This window comes from Achromobacter spanius (assembly GCF_002966795.1).
Classification (GTDB): domain Bacteria; phylum Pseudomonadota; class Gammaproteobacteria; order Burkholderiales; family Burkholderiaceae_B; genus Achromobacter; species Achromobacter spanius_D.
The window spans coordinates 6,049,216-6,067,212 of record NZ_CP023270.1 but is presented as its reverse complement, the minus strand read 5'-3'; the positions used below and the strand labels follow the sequence as shown (position 1 = coordinate 6,067,212).

The window sequence follows — 17,997 nt, the reverse complement described above, 5'->3', positions numbered from 1 at the left end:
CCTATTCGTACGTCCGGATGTCGTCGATGACCTTGCCGTCGTTTGGCAGGCCGCCCTCGGCCACCCATTCCACGTCGGCGCGCAGCTTGGTCAGGTCGCGCGCCGAATCGGCAATGCGGCGGGCCAGCTCGTCGTTCTGCTCGCGCGATTCCACCTTCAGCACCATGCGGTCCGACCCGGTGCTGCCGCTGATGACCAGCCGCGCCCGCAGGATCTCCGGATGCCGCCGCGCCACGTCCGCCACCTGCGACGGATGCACGAACATGCCGCGCACCTTGGTGGTCTGGTCGGCGCGTCCCATCCAGCCCTTGATGCGCGTGTTGGTGCGCCCGCACGGCGAGATGCCGGACATCACCGCCGACAGGTCGCCGGTGCCAAAGCGCACCAGCGGGTAATCGGGATTCAGCGTGGTCACCACGACTTCGCCCACTTCGCCTTCCGGCACGGGCTCGCCAGTGCCGGGGCGCACGATCTCGACGATGATGTCCTCGCCGACCACCAGCCCTTCCCGGGCCGGCGTCTCGAACGCGATCATGCCCAGGTCGGCGCTGCCGTAGGCCTGGTAGCCGTCGATGCCGCGCGCCGCCAGCCAGTCGCGCAGCGACGGCGGAAAGGCCTCGCCAGAGACCAGTGCGCGCCGCAATGAATCGAGCTTCACGCCCAGTTCGTCGGACTTCTCCAGGATGATTTTCAGGAAGCTGGGCGTACCCGTGTAGCCGCTGGGCGCCAGGTCCTGGATCGCGCGCACCTGCTGCTCGGTCTGCCCGGTGCCGCCGGGGAACACGGTGCAGCCCACGGCGTGGGCCGCCGTCTCCATCATCGAGCCGGCCGGCGTGAAGTGGTACGAAAAGCAGTTGTAGGCCAGCTCGCCTGCGCGAAAACCCGCCGCGTACAGGGCGCGGGCAAATCGCCAGTAATCCGACCGCGCGCTCTCCGGTTCGTAGATCGGGCCGGGCGAGGCGAACACGCGCATCGCTTCGCCCCAGCCGATGGCGGAGAAGCCGCCGAAGGCTTTTTCGGGACCGGCGGGCCGGGCACCGTCGTCGCGGCTGTGCTGCTGGCGTTCCAGCAGTTCATGCTTGCGCAGTACCGGCAGCCGGGCCAGCGCCTCGCGCGAGGTGATCGTGGCGGGGTCCACGCCGCGCAGTTGCTCGGCAATGGCCGGCGCGCGCGCGATGGCCCGCGCAATCGCCCCGGGCAGGGCGGCCATCAGATCGCGCTCGCGTTGCTCGGGCGCTCGGGTTTCGCGGTCATCGAAAAACTCGGACATGGAATCGCACCTTCTCGTGTGCCGGTTTGCGGCGCCGTTGCCGGCGCCATGCGGCAAGCGCTGGCTTGCCCGCGTCGGGAATCAGGCCAGCCAGCGTTTGCGGCGGCGGTAGAACTTGTTGTCTCGGAAACTCTTGCGTTCGCCGCTGGAAATGCCCAGGTAGAACTCCTTCACGTCCTCGTTCTGCGCCAGGTCGGCGGCCGCGCCGTCCATCATCACGCGCCCGTTTTCCAGGATGTAGCCGTAATCGGCGTAGCGCAGCGCGATGTTGGTGTTCTGCTCGGCAAGCAGAAAGCTCACGCGCTCGCGCTGGTTCAGGTCGCGCACGATCTCGAAGATCTCTTCGACGATCTGCGGCGCCAGACCCATCGACGGCTCGTCCAGCAGGATCATGTTGGGGTTGGCCATCAGCGCGCGCCCGATCGCGGTCATCTGCTGCTCGCCGCCCGAGGTGTAGCCGGACTGGCTCGTGCGGCGCTGCTTCAGACGCGGAAAGTACTGGTAGACCCGCTCCAGCGCGGCCGTGGTGTCGCCCCGGCTCATGCTGCGCGTATAGGCGCCCGTCAGCAGGTTTTCCTCGATGGTGAGGTGGGCAAAGCAATGCCGGCCTTCCATCACCTGCACGACGCCGCGCTTGACCAGTTCGGCCGGCGTCAGGCGTTCGATGCGTTGGCCGCGGTACTGGATGTTGCCCTTGGTGACGTCGCCGCGCTCGCCCTTGAGCAGGTTCGAGATGGCGCGAAGCGTCGTGGTCTTGCCCGCGCCATTCGCGCCCAGCAGCGCCACGATTTTGCCTTCCTGCACCTGCAGGGACACGCCCTTGAGGACCAGGATCACGTGGTTGTAGATCACCTCGATGCCGTTCACATCGAGCAGCACCTGGGGGGCGTCGGCGGCGGCAATATTGGCGTCGTTCATAAACCTTCCTGCAGCGTGGCGGCGGCCGGCCGGAAAGCTGGCCGCCGGTTCATATCAACCTGCATTGCGCACCCGCGGCAAACACGCCGCGGGCGCTCCAGGAGCATCACTCACATTTGCGGGGCGTAATGTTCTTTTCCTTGGCGTACTTGGCCGCCGATTCCTTGACCATCGGGTCCAGGATCGCCTTGTCGGCCTGATACCAGTCGGAAACGACCTTGAACTTGGAACCGTCCCACTGCACGATGCGGGCCCAGTCGTCGCCCTTGTGATTCGCGCACGAGGTCTTGACCGGACGCATGATCTGGCCAAAGCCCAGCTTGTCGAGCTTTTCCTGGGTCAGGTCCAGGTTCTCGAAGCCCCAGCGCACCTGCTCGGGCGTCAGTGCCTTGCCCTCGCCGTACTTCTCCTGCGCGGCGCGGATCGCTTCGACCTGCAGCATCGAGATCATCATGCCGCGCGTATGAGCGATGGTGCCCAGCGTGGTCTTGCCGGTCTTGTCCGCGCCCTGGCCCTTGTCGTAGACATACTTTTTCAGATCGTCGTAGACCTTGTCGCTGTCGGCGCCGCTGTTGTGGATGGTGATGGCGTTGTAGCCCTTGGCGACATCGCCCAGGTCCTTGACGTCGCCTTCGGAGCCGGCCCACCAGATCGCGTACATCTTGTCGCGCGGGTAGCCGCTGGCCTGCGCCTCGCGGATGGCGGTGGGCGTCATGATGCCCGCGCTCCACAGCAGCACGTAGTTCGGACGCGCCTGGCGGATCTGCAGCCAGGTGGACTTCTGCTCCACGCCGGGGGCCGTCACGGGGTACAGCAGCAGTTCGAAGCCTTCCTTGGCCGCGCGCTTTTGCAGCAGCTGAATCGGCTCCTTGCCGTACGGCGAGTCGTGATACACCAGGGCGATCTTCTTGCCCTTGAGCTTGTCCATGCCGCCTTCTTTCTTGGCGATGTCCTGGATCATCACGTCGGCGGCGGTCCAGTACGTGCCCAGGAGCGGGAAGTTCCACTCGAACACGCTGCCATCCACCGACTGCGACAGGCCGTAGCCCATGGTTTCCACGGGCACCTTGTCGATGATCGCCTTGTCGCTGACCGCAAACGTGATGCCGGTGGACTGGGTATCGAAGCCCGATGCGCCGGTGCCCTTGCCCTTCAGGCGCTCGTAGCATTCCACGCCGCGGTCCGTGGCGTAGGCGGTCTCGCATTCTTCGTACGTGATCTTGACGCCGTTCACGCCGCCGTCGCGCTCGTTGACGAGCTTCAGGTAGTCCAGCTTGCCGTCGGCCCAGGGAATGCCCAGCGGCGCGAACGATCCCGTGCGATACACCAGCAACGGAACGAACTGCTCTTCGGCCGCCATTGCCGGCGTGGCCACGGCGCCCGCGGCGCCGGCTGCGGCCATCAAGGCTGCCGCCAACTTCAGGTTAAGACGCTTCATCTCCATTTACCTCCTGCGTGGTGCTTGGGTCGGTTAACCCTGGGACACCGGGATTGGCCCGGTCTTGAGCCGGGTATTCGGGGCGGTGGTCCAGCGCGGTCGTGCCGCGATGGACCCGCGGAAATCAAAACGAAACACGATCAGTGGGGGAACGGCCAGATCCGCAACTTCTCCTTGCCGATGCTCCACAGCCGCGCCAGGCCATGCGGCTCGGCGATCAGGAAGAACACGATCAGCGCGCCGAACACCATGTGCTCGATATGGGCCGCGGTGTCCACCGACAGCGGCAGGCCCAGCATGTGCGGGATGTTGGACAGCGCCACCGGCACCAGCACGATGAACGCCGCGCCGAAGAAGCTGCCGATGATCGAACCCAGCCCGCCGATGATGACCATGAACAGCAGCTGGAACGAGCGGCCCAGGTCGAACGCCAGCGGCTCCCACGAACCCAGGTGGATGTAGCCCCACAAGGCGCCCGCGACGCCGACGATGAACGAACTGACTGCGAACGCCGTCAGCTTGGCGTACATGGGCCGGATGCCGATGACCGATGCCGCCACGTCCATGTCGCGGATTGCCATCCACTGGCGTCCGATGGCGCCTCGCACCAGATTCTTGGCCAGCAGACTGAAGACGACGACCAGGATCAGCACGAACAGGTACTTCTCCATGGCGCTTTGCACCGGCAGCCCGAAGGCCGTGAGCGGTGGCACCGACACGCTTCCCGAGGGCGAATAGTTGGTGAAGAAGGGGATGCGCAGGAACGCCCAGTCCACGAAAAACTGCGCCGCCAGTGTCGCCACCGCCAGATACAGCCCGCGGATGCGCAAACTGGGAATGCCGAAGATCACGCCGACGATGGTGGCAAAGCAGCCGCCCAGCAGGATCTGCACCACGAGCGGCATGCCGGGAAAGCGCACGCCGAAGTTCCAGGCGGCATAGGCGCCCACCGCCATGAAGGCGCCCGTGCCCAGCGAGATCTGTCCGCAGTAGCCGACCAGGATGTTCAGGCCCACGGCGGCCAGCGCCAGGATCAGGAATGGAATCAGGATGGCGCGCAGCAGGTAGTCGCTGGCCATTGCCGGGACGACGATGAACGCCACCGCCATCAGCAGCCAGATGAAGACGCGGTCCTGGCGGATCGGGAAGATCTGCTGGTCAGCGCGATAGCTGGTCTTGAATTGGCCGTTTTCGCGATAGAACATTTTTTATCCTTGGTGAGCCGCGGGCTTAGACGCGGTCGATGATCTTCTCGCCGAACAGCCCTTGCGGACGGAACAGCAGGAACACCAGCGCCAGCACGTAGGCGAACCAGATTTCGATGCCGCCTCCCACGAGCGACCCCAGATAGACCTCGGACAGCTTTTCGCCCACGCCGATGATGAGGCCGCCCAGAATGGCCCCCGGCACCGACGTCAGGCCGCCCAGGATCACCACCGGCAGCGCGCGCAACGCGGCGGTGGACAGCGTGAATTGCACGCCGAACTTCGATCCCCAGATGATCCCCGCCACCAGCGCCACCAGCCCGGCCACGCTCCACACGATCACCCAGATGCGGTTCAACGGAATGCCGATCGACTGCGCGGCCTGATGGTCGTCGGCCACGGCGCGCAGCGCGCGGCCGGTCGAGGTGTACTGGAAGAACAGCGCCAGCGTCGCCACCAGCAGCGCGGCGATGACCGCTGCTGTCAGGTCTTCAAGGTTGATGAGCAGCCCCCCTTCGAACACCGAGTCCAGGATCAGCAGCGGGTCCTTGGGCATGCCGACGTTGATCGAGTACACCGAGCTGCCGAACGTGATCTGACCCAATCCGTCCAGGAAATAGCTGATGCCCAGCGTGGCCATCAACAGCGTCGTGGCTTCCTGGTTGACCAGGTGACGCAGCACGAAGCGTTCGATCGCCACCGCCAGCAGGAACATCACGATCGCGCTGACGATGAACGCCAGCACGTTGGCCAGGATCATGTTGTCAAAGCCCAGCCAGCGCGGCAGCCATTCCGAGAAGCGCGCCATCGACAGCGCCGCCACCAGCACCATCGCGCCCTGCGCGAAGTTGAAGACGCCCGACGCCTTGAAGATCAGCACGAAGCCCAGGCCGATCAGCGCGTACAGCATGCCGCTCATCAGGCCGCCGAATAAGGTCTCTAGAAAAAATCCCATGTCTTTCCGCCTTGGTTGTCCGGCTTAGTGCGACACGCCGAGATAGGCGCGGATGACGTCTTCGTTGGCACGGACTTCATCGGGCTTGCCGTCGCCGATCTTCTTGCCGTAGTCCAGCACCACGACGCGATCCGAGATGTCCATGACCACACCCATGTCGTGCTCGATCAGGACGATGGTTGTGCCGAATTCGTCGTTCACATCCAGGATGAAGCGGCTCATGTCCTGCTTTTCCTCGATGTTCATGCCGGCCATCGGCTCGTCCAGCAGCAGCAGGCGCGGCTCCATCGCCAGCGCGCGGCCCAGGTCGACGCGCTTTTGCAGGCCGTAGGGCAGGCGGCCCACCGGCGTCTTGCGATAGGCCTGGATTTCAAGGAAGTCGATGATGTTTTCGACGAACTCGCGGTGCTGCATCTCTTCGCGCTCGGCCGGCCCCAGGCGGAACGCCTGCGCCAGCAGGCCGCTCTTCATGCGCAGGTTGCGGCCGGTCATGATGTTGTCCAGCACGCTCATGCCCTTGAACAGCGCCAGGTTCTGGAACGTGCGCGCGATGCCCATTTCAGCGGCGCGGCGCGGGTTCATCCGCGAAAACCGCTCGCCGCGAAACGCGATGCCGCCTTGCTGCGGCGTGTACACGCCGTTGATGACGTTGAGCATCGAGCTCTTGCCCGCGCCGTTGGGCCCGATGATGGCGCGGATCTCGTGCTCGCGCACGTTGAAGGAAATGTCGGTCAGCGCTTTCACGCCGCCGAAAGACAGGGAGATGTTCTGCATGTCCAGCATCACATCGCCGATACGCTGGTCGCGGTCGTTATGGCTCATGTTCTTTACGCGGCTCGGGCGGTGATGGCGGGAAACGTCTTCACCGGGTGGATCCGCAGATCCGCCGAAATCTTGCCGGTGCGTCCGTCTTCGAATTTCACTTCGGTCTCGATGAACTGCGACTGCTTGCCGCCAAAGAGCGCGTCGATCAGCACGCCATACTTCTGCGCGATGAAGGCGCGGCGCACCTTGCGCGTGCGGGTCAGTTCGTCGTCGTCCGGGTCCAGTTCCTTGTGCAGGATCAGAAAGCGGCTGACCTGCGACGCGGCCAGCTTGGGATCGGTCGCGAGATCCGCGTTGACCTGTTCCACGCACTCGGCGATCAGCTGGTAGACCTCGTCCTTGCCCGCCAGGTCGGTGTAGCCGGCGTACGGCAGGCCGCGGCGTTCGGCCCAGTTGCCCACGGCTTCCAGGTCGATGTTGATGAACGCGCACACGTCTTCGCGATTGGCGCCAAACGCCACCGCTTCCTTGATGTGCTGGAAGAACTTGAGTTTGTTCTCGATGTACTTCGGCGCAAACAGGCTGCCGTTGGCCAGCTTGCCCACGTCCTTGGCGCGATCGATGATCTTGAGCTGCCCGTCGGTATCCAGGTAGCCGGCGTCGCCCGTGTGGAACCAGCCGTCGGCGCTGCGCGCCTCGGCCGTGGCGTCCGGATTGCGGTAATACTCCTTGAAGAGCCCCGGGCTCTTGACCAGGATCTCGCCGTTGTCGGCCACGCGAATCTCCACGCCCGGCACCGGCGGTCCCACCGTGTCGTCGCGCACCTGGCCGTCGGGCTGCACGCAGACGAACACCGAGGTCTCGGTGGAGCCGTACAGCTGCTTCAGGTTGATGCCGATGGAGCGATAAAACACAAAGAGGTCCGGCCCGATGGCCTCGCCCGCCGTGTAGGCCACGCGCACGCGGCTCATGCCCAGCGCGTTGCGCAGCGGACCGTAGATCAGCACGTTGCCCACCGCGTAACGCATGCGGTCCCAGGCGTTGACGGATTCGCCATCCAGGATCTTCGTGCCAACACGCCGCGCCAGCTTCATGCAGGCCGCGAACAGCTTGCGCTTGAGATAACCCGCGTCTTCCATGCGGATCATCACATGCGTCAGCAGGCCTTCCAGCACGCGCGGCGGCGCAAAGTAATAGGTGGGACCGATGTCGCGCATGTCGATCGACACGGTGTCGGGCGACTCGGGATGATTCACCGTGAAGCCCGTGACCAGCAGCTGCGTGTACGAGAACATGTTCTGGCCGATCCAGGCGGGCGGCAGGTAGGCCAGCACGTCTTCCTGATCGGTCAGCTTTTCCATCTCGGACACGGCGCGCGCGCGGTCGATGAGCGCATGGTGCGTCAGCACCACGCCTTTCGGCTTGCCAGTCGTGCCGGACGTATAGAACATGGCTGCGGCGTCGTGCGGCTGCACGGCAGCCACGGCGCGCGCATAGAAGTCGGGGTGCTTGGCGGCGTATTCGCTGCCAAGCGCTTCCAGTTGTTCATAAGACAGCAGCATGGGATCGGCGTAATGCCGCAGGCCGCGCGGGTCGTCGAACACGACATGCTTGAGCGCCGGACACTGCTCGCGCACCTCGATCATCTTGTCGACCTGCTCCTGGTCCTCGACGATCGCAACGCTGATCTCCGCATCCTGCAGCACGTAAACCATTTCCTGCGCGACCGCATCCTGATAGAGCGGAACAGGAATGGCGCCCAGCGATTGCGCGGCCATCATGGCCATGTAGAGGCGCGGGCGGTTCTCGCCGATGACGGCAACGTGCATGCCGGGCTGAATGCCGAGCGATGCAAGACCCTGCGCGACGTGACGGACATGCTCCGCCACTTCGGACCAGGTCAGGGTTTGCCAGATCCCCAGGTCTTTCTCTCGTATCGCGGGCCGCGACCCACGAACGTTGGCATGCGCGAGCAGCAGCGCCGGAAAGGTGTCCGGCGCCGCCGGCACCTGTGCAGATGCGGGCGATGAATGTGCCACGTTGTCTCCTCCGGTTTGGGCGCATCGCGCAGTGCCTGCAATGAAGCGGCGCTTGCGGCGGCGTGCTTGACCAGTTGGTTTTAGATTTACGGCAGGAGTTAAGGTATAAGGTTGGGTTGCTACCAACTGTCACCATCGCGACATTCAAGGACCTTTTAGGGTATTCCCGATGCAGCTATCCGACTCCCTGCAACTCGCCGCCGCCTGGTTCCGCGTGCTCAACGCGGAACAGCAAGCGCGCGTGGAGCGGGACCTTTCCGTGCAGCAGGTCGTTGCCGGATCGATCATAGAGCGCAAAGGCGAACTCGCCCAGGCATGGATCGGCGTGCTGGCGGGACTGGTCAAGGTGTCGGTGGGCAATTCGGAAGGCAAGGTCGCATCGCTGACGGGCGTGCCCGCAGGCGGCTGGATTGGCGAGGGTTCGCTCTTGAAACGCGAGGTCCGCAAGTACGACATCGTGGCGCTGCGCGATTCCGTGGTGGCGCGTCTTCCGGGCGCGACGTTCGACTGGTTGCTGGATACCAGTATTCCGTTCAACCGATACCTGCTGCATCAATTGAACGAGCGCGTGGCGCAGTTCATCGGCAAGGCGGAGTACGACCGTCTGCTGGATCCCGATGCGCGCGTGGCCCGCTGTCTGGCCGAGCTGTTCAATCCTTTGCTGTATCCGGGCATGGGGATGCGTCTGACGATTACGCAGGAAGAAGTCGGCTATCTGGCCCGGGTCTCGCGCCAGCGCGCGAACCAGGCGCTGCGCAAGCTGGAGGAAGCGGGGCTGCTGAATGTGGAATACGGCGCGGTGCGGGTGCTGGACCTGGACGGGCTGAAGCAATACGGCTCGGATCGGGGTACGGCGGTGACCGAGCAGGCGGCGTAAAAAGTTCGATAGGTCCAAAAAAAGTGTTGACGATAAATCGTACGCTATTTAATATCGCGCCATGAAATCCAGAAACAAGACCAAAGCCGCTTTCAACCCGCTGCTGCTGGACAGTCAGTTGTGCTTCGCCCTGTACTCGACCTCGCTGGCGATGAACAAGGTGTACCGCAAGCTGCTGAGCGGGCTGGACCTGACCTATCCGCAATACCTGGTGATGCTGGTGCTGTGGGAAGGCGACGAAATTACGGTGACGGATATCGGCAGCCGCCTGTTTCTGGATTCGGCCACGCTGACGCCGCTGCTCAAGCGCCTGGAGGCCGCGGGCCTGGTGACGCGCAAGCGCGCCGTGACCGACGAACGCCAGGTGATCGTGGGCCTGACCAAGCAGGGCCACGATCTGCGCGACAAGGCCGAAGCGGTGCCGCATGCCGTTGGCGCGGCAGCGCAATGCTCGCTGGACGAAGCGCAGGGCATGACGAAGATGCTGCATGCGCTGCGGGAGAAGCTGGCCGAAAGTCTTTGAGGTTTTGGGTGATGACTGTCATCATCCGGTTTTATAAATAGCGCACGATTTTGTTGTTCACTATTTAAAGTTTCAGGCAAGTCGCAAGTTCATCGTTGACCGCCAACACGGGAAGGGTCCCGCAAGGCAAGCAGTTCAAACTCTCATTCAAAGGAACCACACCATGTCGATCGAAAAAGTCCTCTACCGCGCCAACGCCACTGCCACCGGAGGCCGCGAAGGCCGTGGCGTCAGCGACGACGGCAACCTCGACGTCAAGCTGACCACCCCGCGCGAACTGGGCGGCGCTGGCGCCGCTGGCACGAACCCGGAACAACTGTTCGCCGTCGGCTACTCGGCCTGCTTCCTGGGCGCGATGAAGTTCGTCGCCAACCGCGACAAGATCGCGATCCCGGCGGACGTGTCGGTGAACGGCATCGTCGGCATCGGCGCAATCCCGACCGGCTTCGGCATCGAAGCGGAACTGAAGATCTCGCTGCCGGGCCTGGACCGCGCAGAAGCCGAAAAGCTGGTCGCGGCCGCACACATCGTGTGCCCGTACTCGAACGCAACGCGCGGCAACATTGACGTGACGCTGACGATCGTTTGAGGTTGACGTCGCATTGAGAGTAGGGTGACGTTGACGATTTGTTTGAGATCGACGTTGCATTGAGATCAATGTGAGGTGCGAGTGGGCCTTGCAGGTGAAGACTGATCTGGTCGGTTGCCTGTCTGGCCCATTTTTTTTTGATGCTGCATCAGGTTCTTTATGGCTCGTTGATTTTCTTGGCGCCAGGTTCTTCGTTGGTCGTCTATCTTCGTGCCGCGAACGTCTTCGTAGGTCGCCCGACGCCGCGGTCACCGTGGGCACGATCGCCCACGATTGCGGTCCGGAGCCTTCGCTCCGGACTGCCCCTTCGTCATCTTCGTCCAGGCCTTCGGCCTTCCCTTCAGATTCCCTCGGGCGCATCGACGGCGCTCGCGCCCACGGTGACCGCGACGCCGTGCTGCCAGGGTCTTTGGTATGCAACGCTACAAGACCTGTGGTCAGGGCAGGAGATCTGCGGGGCCGCCGAATTGCTGCCGCCCGGGCGGCGGCAATCGGCATCGGAGCTGTGGGTCGTCGTGGTGGCGTGCGCTTGCGCGCTTGCGGAGAGCGGCTTGCAAATGACGCTCGTCAGTGGGGGGGAGCGGTGATGGGCGGCGCGGCAACGAGCAGCCACAACTTGCCGACCAGTACGCGCCGCCCATCGGGCACAGGGGTTTAACTGAAGATTAATGACGAGCGGATTTGCGTCTGCAGATCTGCCGGGTGTCAGACACCGGAATCAGGGTGTCAGACACCTGATATGGTCGCTGTCGTCAATAGGATTGGTTTGCTGGTGGAAATCAGTGACACGGGGTGATGCGACACAAGCCTGCTGCTGCGACGATAGATCAGACTGATATCCGTGGGTTGGTTACCACCGTGCATCGATCCGTCGTGGAAGCTGCCTCGCTCTAGTGACGCAGGTTGCCCCAAAGGGTTCTGTTGAGGGTGTCGTGAGGGTTCTTCCTATCGAGTTCGTGTCGCATCACCTCGTGTCACGGGTATGGGTGTCATTGATGATGTGTGTTGTCGGGCAGCGATTGGCGCGCAATGGCCCAGATGAAGCCGGTCAGTTCCCGCGCCACGGCTACGCAGACTTTATTCGCCTGCACGCCTCGGGCCGATAGATGTGCAAATCTGGAGCACAAACGCACCTGAGCTTTCCAGGCGTGGGTGCGGATACTGGGAGAAAGTGTCGCGCTTCGGTCGCGCAGCGCTTGACTCATGCGCGCCGGGAAGCGGTAGTTCCAGGCCGCTTCGGTCAGAAGCCGCCGGGCGTGTGCGTTACCGGTTTTGGTAATCGAACCCCGGCGTACGCTGTTGCCACTGGAATGCTCCGATGGCACTAGCCCGAGGTAACCCATAAGCTGGCGAGCACTACCAAAGCGGGCGATGTCGCCGATCTCGCACACTAAGCCGATTGCGCTGACCGTATCGATACCACGCAGCGCCCTGAGCGCAGCCACGGTCGGCTCCTGGCGCCAACCTTCAATGGCGTGCTCGAGCGCCGTCGTCAGACGCTGTACGCGATCTTGAGCCGCTTGCACGGCCAGTTGATACTCGGCTAGCGCGATGTAATCGGCAGGATGGTCAAAATGCTGCTCCGCAATCCAGCGTTGGTGCGTCTTGTTCCAGGATGTCTTGCCGGGATAGCGCCGGCCTTGGCGCAGCAAGAATGCCTTGAGCTGCTGGCGCGCTTGCAGGCGCAGGTTGACGGCGTCTTCGCGAGCCCGCCAGAGATTGCGCAGCGCCTCGTGGGCCTGGTCAGGCACCCAGATGGCCTTGAGCTCCCCAGCCCGCGACAGCTCGGCCAGTCGCAAGCTGTCGCGCCGGTCCGTCTTGATGCGCTCGCCCGGGCGACGCGGGGTCAATGACGGCGCAATGATCTCGCAGCGATAGCCCCGATCGCTCAGCGCACGATATAGCCCATAGCCCGTCGGCCCAGCCTCATAGACCACGCTGACCTGCCGTGCGGCACCATATTTGCTTAGGGTCTTGAGCAACGCCTGCACGTCTGGCGTAAGCGTGCTGACAAACCGGCCGGGCTCCCGCCCGGCCTCGCACACGGACATCGCAATGCTGTCACCGTGCACATCCAGACCAACGAAAAACTTGATACGCTCGTCCATGGCTCGTCTCCATACGGTTTGCGGCTGGCTTGCCCCGCCGCATGTGGCTCGGCGCTCTCCTGGAGAGCGCAATCCACGATACAGGAGACGAGCCACCTTCCGATTAACGAGCGACCATAATGTCTAGTGCAGAAGCAGCCACACGCGCAGCGTCATCGCTCCGACGCAAGACATCGCGTAAGCCCCCAAAGGCCGCCCGCGCGGCCGGCCGGGGGCGGGCCCCGCTGCGGCGGGCGTCTTAAAAACTCAACTCCCCTCCTGCAGCCAACAACACCCCATCCGCCAAAAACCGCCAGCCTAATTCCCGCTACACCAATCAATGCCCCCCACCCAAATAAGCCGCCACCACAGCCGGATCATGCTTCAACTTCTCCGCACTCCCATGCACAGAAATCCGCCCGTTCTCCAACACATACCCATAATCCGCAACATTCAACGCCGCCGCCGCAAACTGCTCCACCAGCAACATCGTCACGCCTTCTTCCTTGAGCCGCGCAATGATCCGGAACACCTCTTCCACCAGAATCGGCGCCAGTCCCATAGACGGCTCGTCCAGCAGCACCAATTCCGGATTCAGCATCACCGCACGCGCCATGGCGAGCATCTGCTGTTCACCGCCAGACAACGTGCCAGCCAACTGATCCCGCCGTTCCTTCAGCCGCGGGAACAGATCCATCGCCCGCCCCAGATCCGCCTGCACATCACCCTTGGGCCGGCTACCCGTCAGACGCGGAAAAGCGCCCAGCAGCAGGTTGTCAGTCACCGACAGCGTAGGAAACACCCGACGCCCTTCAGGCGAATGCGCCAGCCCCAACCGCGCGATGCGATGTGACTCCATCCCATCGATCCGCTTGCTCCCCAGCGTGATCTCCCCCGCCGTCGGCCGGATCATCCCCGACAACGCTCGCATCGTGGTCGTCTTGCCAGCCCCGTTCGAGCCGATCAGCGTCACCACCTTGGCTTTAGGCACCTCCATGCTGATGCCGTGAAGCACCTTCACCTTCCCGTAGCCTGCTTCCAGATTCTTGATCGATAGCATCTTCTTGTCCCCTTGGCGTCAGGCGGGCGCGCCGCCCAGATACGCCTCGATCACCTTGGCGTTGCTTTGCACTTCATTAGGCAGGCCCTCGGCGATCTTCTGGCCGAAGTCCAGCACCGACACGGTGTCGCACACTCCCATCACCACGTCCATGTGGTGTTCGATGAGGATCAGCGTGATGCCGTGGTCGCGCACCTTGCGGATGATCGCCAGCAGCTCCACGATGTCCGGCGCCGTCAGGCCCGCGGCCGGTTCGTCCAGCAGCAGCAGTTGCGGATCCAGCGCCAGCGCGCGGGCGATTTCCAGCAAGCGTTGTTTGCCGTAGGGCAGGTTGCGCGCCTCTTCGCTGGCCAGCGATTCCAGGCCCACGAATTCCAGCAGCGCCATGGCCCGTGCCCGTGCGCCTTGTTCCTCGGTCTTCCACTTGGGTGTGCGAAGCGCAATGCCCGCCAGACCCGTCGTGAATGTGTGATGCAGGCCAACCAGCACGTTCTCCAGCGCGGTCATTTCGCCAAAGAGCTGCACGTTCTGGAACGTGCGCGCGATGCCCGCTTCGGCGATGTCGGCCGGCGGCAGACCGACGAGCGACTTGCCTCCGAACTCCACCGCGCCGGCCGTCGGCACGTAGATGCCGGTCAGCACGTTCATCATCGTGCTCTTGCCCGATCCGTTCGGTCCGATCAGGCCGTGGATGGTGCCGCGCTTGACGGTCAGGTCCACCTCGTTCAGCGCCTTCAGGCCGCCGAACTGCATCAGCACGCTCTTGGCCGCCAGCAGCGTCTCGCCCTTGCCCGCGACTGCGTCCGGCACGGCGTCCTGTTCCTTCACCAGGTCTTTCTTGACCGCCAGCGCCGCGCGGCGCGTCGAGAAGAACAGGTTGCGCACGAAGCCCACGATGCCGTCGGGCAGGTAATACACCACGAACAGGATCATCGCGCCGAAGATGGTCAGGCGCCAGTCGGTGACGGCTTCCAGCCAGTACGAAAAGATGGCCAGCACGATCGTGCCGATCACCGGTACCGCGACCTTGCGCGGTTCGGTGCGGCCCTTGGAGATGGCCACCGCGCTGCCCACCGTCACCAGGATCGCCACGGCGAGTGCGATCAGGCGGAACGTGCCGATGTCGTCCAGCATCTTGGGCAGCAGCACGATGATCGAGGCGCCCAGCAGCGCGCCGGTGCGGCTCTTGCGCCCGCCCATGATGATGGCCAGCAGGAAGAGAATCGTCAGTTCGAAGTTGTACGTGTTCGGCGAAATGTACTGCTCCGAATACGAATACAACGCGCCCGCCAGGCCCGCGAAACCGGCGCTGATGACGAACGCGATCACCTTGTGGCGGTACACCGACACGCCCATGCAGTCGGACGCGATCGGGCTGTCGCGCAAGGCTTCGAACGAACGGCCCAGGTGCGACTTCAGGATCCGGTGCACCACGATCAGCGAGATCACAAGCAGCGCGGCGACCAGCCAGAAGTACTCGGCCTTGGTCAGCACGTGCCCGGCAATGGACGGCTTGGTGACCTTGATGCCCAGCGGGCCTTCGGTCAGGAAGGTCATCTCGTTGATCAGGATCTGGATGATCGTGCCGAATGCCAGCGTCACCATCGCCAGATAGGGGCCGGTGACGCGCAGCGCCGGCAGCGCCAGCACCGCGCCAAAGGCGGCGGCGATGACGATGGCGGCGGGTAGCGTCAGCCAGATCGGAATCTGCAGGTGAAAGACCAGAACGCCGGCCACGTACGAGCCGATGCCGAAGAGACCCGCGTGGCCCAGCGACACCTGGCCGGTATAGCCCACCACGATATCGAGCCCGAACAGCAGGATCGAATAGATCATGATGGTTTCAATCAAATGCAGGTAATACGTGTTGGTCACGCCCAGCGGCACGGCGGCCAGGCAGGCCACGGCCACGACGGATAGGAGCAGGTGCAAGGGTTTCATCGCTTACACCTTCTTGATCGCGGTCTTGCCGAACAGGCCGGCGGGCTTGAAGGTCAGAACGAGCAGCAGCAACACCAATCCCGGCACGTCTTTGTATCCCGTTGATAGATAGAAACCGGTGGTCGTTTCGGCGATCCCCAGGATCAGCCCGCCCACCACGACGCCCATCCCGCTGGACAGGCCGCCAATGATCGCGACGGCAAACGCTTTCAGGCCAAGCACCGCGCCCATCGTGGCGCCGGTCAGCGTCAGCGGCGCGACCAGCACGCCGGCGAACGCCGCGGTCAGCGACGACAGCGCGTACGAGAACGTGATGACCATGCCGGTGTTGATGCCCATCAGGCCGGCCGCGTCGCGATCGTTGGACGTGGCGACGAAGGCTTTGCCGTAGATGGATTTGCGGTTGAAGATTTCGACCAGGATCATCATGCCCAGCGCGCCGAACACCACCAGCAGTTCCATCGGCAACACGTTCGCGCCCAGCACCTGAATCGGCGCCTCGGGCAGCGGCGAGGGAAAGCGCAGGTCGTCGCGGCCCCAGATGTTCTCGGCCACGTTCTTGAAGATGATGCCCAGCGCAATGGTGGCCATGATCCAGCCGAATTCCGATCGCGTCTTGATGGCGGGCCGCACGCCCACGCGCTCGACCAGCGCGCCCTGCGCAAAGCCAAAGATGCAGACGATGGGAATCATGACCCAGTAGTTCACGCCGAGGCCGACGAGCGTCAGGCCGACGAGCGCACCCAGCATCAGGGCTTCGCCCTGGCCGAAGTTCAAGGTGCCCGATGTGGCAAAGGTGAGCTGGTAGCCGAACGCAATGACCGCATAGATCATGCCTAGCGCGATACCGCTATAGATGAGCTGTAGAAGAATCATGGTGTGTGTCTTGAGGCGCTGTGTTCCGTCCCAACCCCCTTGGGCAGAACGCTGTTTTCAGGCGGCTGCATGCCCCGCGCCCCATGGATCGGGGCGCGGGCGGCGGCGGCCGGGCAGCCGCCGCCTTCCTGCTTGTCGGGATTTAGTTGGCCTTGATGACGCGGCCGCCCTTGACCTCGCCGATGACCACTTCCTTCGCGGTGATCGCGTCGTGGTTGTCGTGCGAGAAGGGCTTGTTGTAGGTCATCACCACGCCCTCGACCGGGGTCTGCAGGTTTTCCAGCGCTTCGCGCACCTTGGGACCGTCGGTGGAGTTCGCCTGCTTGATGGCTGCCGCCAGCAGGAAGATCGAGTCATAGCCCTGCGCCGCCGACACCGGAGAGTCGATGCGGTTGTTCTTGGGCTTGAACTTGGCCAGGTAGGCGTCGATGAACGCCTTGCGCTTGGGCGTGTCCGGATCCTGGATGAAGGTCTGCGGCATGCGCGCGCCTTCGCCGTTGGCGCCGGAGTTGTCGATGTAGTTGGCCATGGACAGCGTCCAGCTGCCGATGATCGGCACCTTCCAGCCCAGCTTGGTCATGCCGTTGGCGACCTGGGCCAGTTCGGGACCGATGCCGTAGGTCAGCACGGCTTCGGCGCCCGCGGACTTGGCCTTGAGCAGCTGGGCCGTCATGTCGACGTCCTTGATGTTGAACTTTTCGACGGCCACCGGCTTGATGCCCTTGGCGTCCAGGGCCTTTTCCAGGTCCTCGCGGCCGAGCTGGCCGTAGTTGGTGGAGTCCGCCAGGATCGCGACTTTCTTGAAGCCGCGGCGCGTGATCGCTTCTTCCACGATCATCGGGGCCTGGATGCTGTCGTGGGCCGCATTGCGGAACACGTAGTTGTCGGGGTATTCCGGCGCCTTGAACTGATGGGTGATCACGCTGCCGGTGGCCACGTTGTTGAACACCGGGATCTTGGCATCCTGGTAGAACCGTTGCGAGGCCAATGCGACGCCGGTGTTGATGTAGCCGACGGTGGCGGTCACCTGTTCCTTGTTGATCAGTTCCTGCGCGATCTGCACGCCGCGCTCGTTCTTGGCTTCGTCATCGCGCTCGACCGCGACGAGCTGGCGGCCCAGCACGCCGCCGTTCTTGTTGATCTCTTCGATGGCGAGGCGCACGCCGTCGCGCATGCTGACGCCCATGGAGGACGAACCGCCGGTGTAGGGGCCGGCCACGCCGATCTTGATGGGGTCGGCGGCGTGGGACGCGGCCGATACGGCAAATGCAAGGGTTCCTGCAAGCAGCTTCAAACGAAAATCCATGGATGTCTCCGTTGTAATTGGGTGAACTGCGTGGAAAGCCGTGTGCCGGCGCCAGTCGGCGGGGTGATGTTCTGTTGGCGCGCTCCTTTGTTGCGTGTCGTGACTGTCTGCTTAATCGCTTACGCGAATCTGACCCGGCGGTGCTTTT

Annotated in this window: 15 protein-coding genes; 3 read left to right on the top strand and 12 right to left on the bottom strand. The window is 63.6% G+C overall.

The window, feature by feature from the left end; all coding sequences use genetic code 11:
- Position 1 precedes the first annotated feature (1 nt).
- The 7 genes from CLM73_RS27515 to CLM73_RS27485 form a co-directional block, all read right to left on the bottom strand.
- Positions 2-1,270: a phenylacetate--CoA ligase family protein gene (locus tag CLM73_RS27515; protein WP_105241123.1), complete on the bottom strand. Its 1,269-nt coding sequence runs from the start codon at positions 1,268-1,270 to the stop codon at positions 2-4.
- 81 nt (positions 1,271-1,351) lie between these two features.
- On the bottom strand, positions 1,352-2,188 hold the full coding sequence (locus tag CLM73_RS27510) for an ABC transporter ATP-binding protein (protein WP_105241122.1): 837 nt from the start codon (positions 2,186-2,188) through the stop codon (positions 1,352-1,354).
- Positions 2,189-2,294: 106 nt separating this feature from the next.
- On the bottom strand, positions 2,295-3,632 hold the full coding sequence (locus CLM73_RS27505) for an ABC transporter substrate-binding protein (RefSeq protein WP_105241121.1): 1,338 nt from the start codon (positions 3,630-3,632) through the stop codon (positions 2,295-2,297).
- Between the two features lie 134 nt (positions 3,633-3,766).
- Positions 3,767-4,831, bottom strand: coding sequence for a branched-chain amino acid ABC transporter permease (locus tag CLM73_RS27500; protein ID WP_056560374.1), 1,065 nt, complete (start codon positions 4,829-4,831; stop codon positions 3,767-3,769).
- A gap of 25 nt (positions 4,832-4,856) precedes the next feature.
- On the bottom strand, positions 4,857-5,786 hold the full coding sequence (locus CLM73_RS27495; protein WP_105241120.1) for a branched-chain amino acid ABC transporter permease: 930 nt from the start codon (positions 5,784-5,786) through the stop codon (positions 4,857-4,859).
- A 24-nt stretch (positions 5,787-5,810) separates the two neighbouring features.
- Complete coding sequence (locus CLM73_RS27490) at positions 5,811-6,608, bottom strand: ABC transporter ATP-binding protein (RefSeq protein WP_056560369.1); 798 nt, start codon at positions 6,606-6,608, stop codon at positions 5,811-5,813.
- A gap of 5 nt (positions 6,609-6,613) precedes the next feature.
- Positions 6,614-8,590, bottom strand: coding sequence for an AMP-dependent synthetase/ligase (locus CLM73_RS27485; protein WP_105241119.1), 1,977 nt, complete (start codon positions 8,588-8,590; stop codon positions 6,614-6,616).
- 169 nt (positions 8,591-8,759) lie between these two features.
- Here CLM73_RS27485 and CLM73_RS27480 point away from each other — a divergent pair, with 169 nt between their 5' ends.
- The 3 genes from CLM73_RS27480 (at position 8,760) to CLM73_RS27470 (ending at position 10,579) form a co-directional block, all read left to right on the top strand.
- Entirely contained in the window at positions 8,760-9,467 is a 708-nt protein-coding gene (locus CLM73_RS27480; RefSeq protein ID WP_105241118.1) for a Crp/Fnr family transcriptional regulator, read from the top strand.
- Positions 9,468-9,528: 61 nt separating this feature from the next.
- Positions 9,529-9,990, top strand: coding sequence for a MarR family winged helix-turn-helix transcriptional regulator (locus CLM73_RS27475; protein WP_105241117.1), 462 nt, complete (start codon positions 9,529-9,531; stop codon positions 9,988-9,990).
- 163 nt (positions 9,991-10,153) lie between these two features.
- Positions 10,154-10,579, top strand: a complete 426-nt coding sequence (locus CLM73_RS27470; RefSeq protein ID WP_056560358.1) for an organic hydroperoxide resistance protein — start codon at positions 10,154-10,156, stop codon at positions 10,577-10,579.
- Positions 10,580-11,568: 989 nt separating this feature from the next.
- Here the strand turns inward: CLM73_RS27470 and CLM73_RS27465 are convergent.
- From CLM73_RS27465 to CLM73_RS27445, 5 genes are all read right to left on the bottom strand, one after another.
- A complete protein-coding gene (locus tag CLM73_RS27465) occupies positions 11,569-12,687 on the bottom strand; it encodes an IS110 family transposase (RefSeq protein WP_105237584.1) in 1,119 nt (372 codons plus the stop codon).
- A 316-nt stretch (positions 12,688-13,003) separates the two neighbouring features.
- Positions 13,004-13,726, bottom strand: a complete 723-nt coding sequence (locus CLM73_RS27460) for an ABC transporter ATP-binding protein (protein WP_056560356.1) — start codon at positions 13,724-13,726, stop codon at positions 13,004-13,006.
- Positions 13,727-13,744: 18 nt separating this feature from the next.
- The gene (locus CLM73_RS27455; RefSeq protein WP_105241116.1) at positions 13,745-15,667 is read right to left on the bottom strand and encodes a branched-chain amino acid ABC transporter ATP-binding protein/permease; all 1,923 of its coding nucleotides are present in this window, start codon (positions 15,665-15,667) and stop codon (positions 13,745-13,747) included.
- 3 nt (positions 15,668-15,670) lie between these two features.
- On the bottom strand, positions 15,671-16,543 hold the full coding sequence (locus CLM73_RS27450; protein WP_006216335.1) for a branched-chain amino acid ABC transporter permease: 873 nt from the start codon (positions 16,541-16,543) through the stop codon (positions 15,671-15,673).
- Positions 16,544-16,685: 142 nt separating this feature from the next.
- Positions 16,686-17,849 (bottom strand): ABC transporter substrate-binding protein, encoded by a 1,164-nt coding sequence (locus CLM73_RS27445; RefSeq protein ID WP_105241115.1) that lies wholly within the window; start codon positions 17,847-17,849, stop codon positions 16,686-16,688.
- Between the last annotated feature and the right edge of the window lie 148 nt (positions 17,850-17,997).

Coding starts and splice junctions, on each gene's coding strand:
- CLM73_RS27515 (WP_105241123.1), bottom strand. CDS start 1,270: ATGTCCGAGTTTTTCGATGACCGCGAAACCCGAGCGCCCGAGCAACGC.
- CLM73_RS27510 (WP_105241122.1), bottom strand. CDS start 2,188: ATGAACGACGCCAATATTGCCGCCGCCGACGCCCCCCAGGTGCTGCTC.
- CLM73_RS27505 (WP_105241121.1), bottom strand. CDS start 3,632: ATGGAGATGAAGCGTCTTAACCTGAAGTTGGCGGCAGCCTTGATGGCC.
- CLM73_RS27500 (WP_056560374.1), bottom strand. CDS start 4,831: ATGTTCTATCGCGAAAACGGCCAATTCAAGACCAGCTATCGCGCTGAC.
- CLM73_RS27495 (WP_105241120.1), bottom strand. CDS start 5,786: ATGGGATTTTTTCTAGAGACCTTATTCGGCGGCCTGATGAGCGGCATG.
- CLM73_RS27490 (WP_056560369.1), bottom strand. CDS start 6,608: ATGAGCCATAACGACCGCGACCAGCGTATCGGCGATGTGATGCTGGAC.
- CLM73_RS27480 (WP_105241118.1), top strand. CDS start 8,760: ATGCAGCTATCCGACTCCCTGCAACTCGCCGCCGCCTGGTTCCGCGTG.
- CLM73_RS27475 (WP_105241117.1), top strand. CDS start 9,529: ATGAAATCCAGAAACAAGACCAAAGCCGCTTTCAACCCGCTGCTGCTG.
- CLM73_RS27470 (WP_056560358.1), top strand. CDS start 10,154: ATGTCGATCGAAAAAGTCCTCTACCGCGCCAACGCCACTGCCACCGGA.
- CLM73_RS27465 (WP_105237584.1), bottom strand. CDS start 12,687: ATGGACGAGCGTATCAAGTTTTTCGTTGGTCTGGATGTGCACGGTGAC.
- CLM73_RS27460 (WP_056560356.1), bottom strand. CDS start 13,726: ATGCTATCGATCAAGAATCTGGAAGCAGGCTACGGGAAGGTGAAGGTG.
- CLM73_RS27455 (WP_105241116.1), bottom strand. CDS start 15,667: ATGAAACCCTTGCACCTGCTCCTATCCGTCGTGGCCGTGGCCTGCCTG.
- CLM73_RS27450 (WP_006216335.1), bottom strand. CDS start 16,543: ATGATTCTTCTACAGCTCATCTATAGCGGTATCGCGCTAGGCATGATC.
- CLM73_RS27445 (WP_105241115.1), bottom strand. CDS start 17,849: ATGGATTTTCGTTTGAAGCTGCTTGCAGGAACCCTTGCATTTGCCGTA.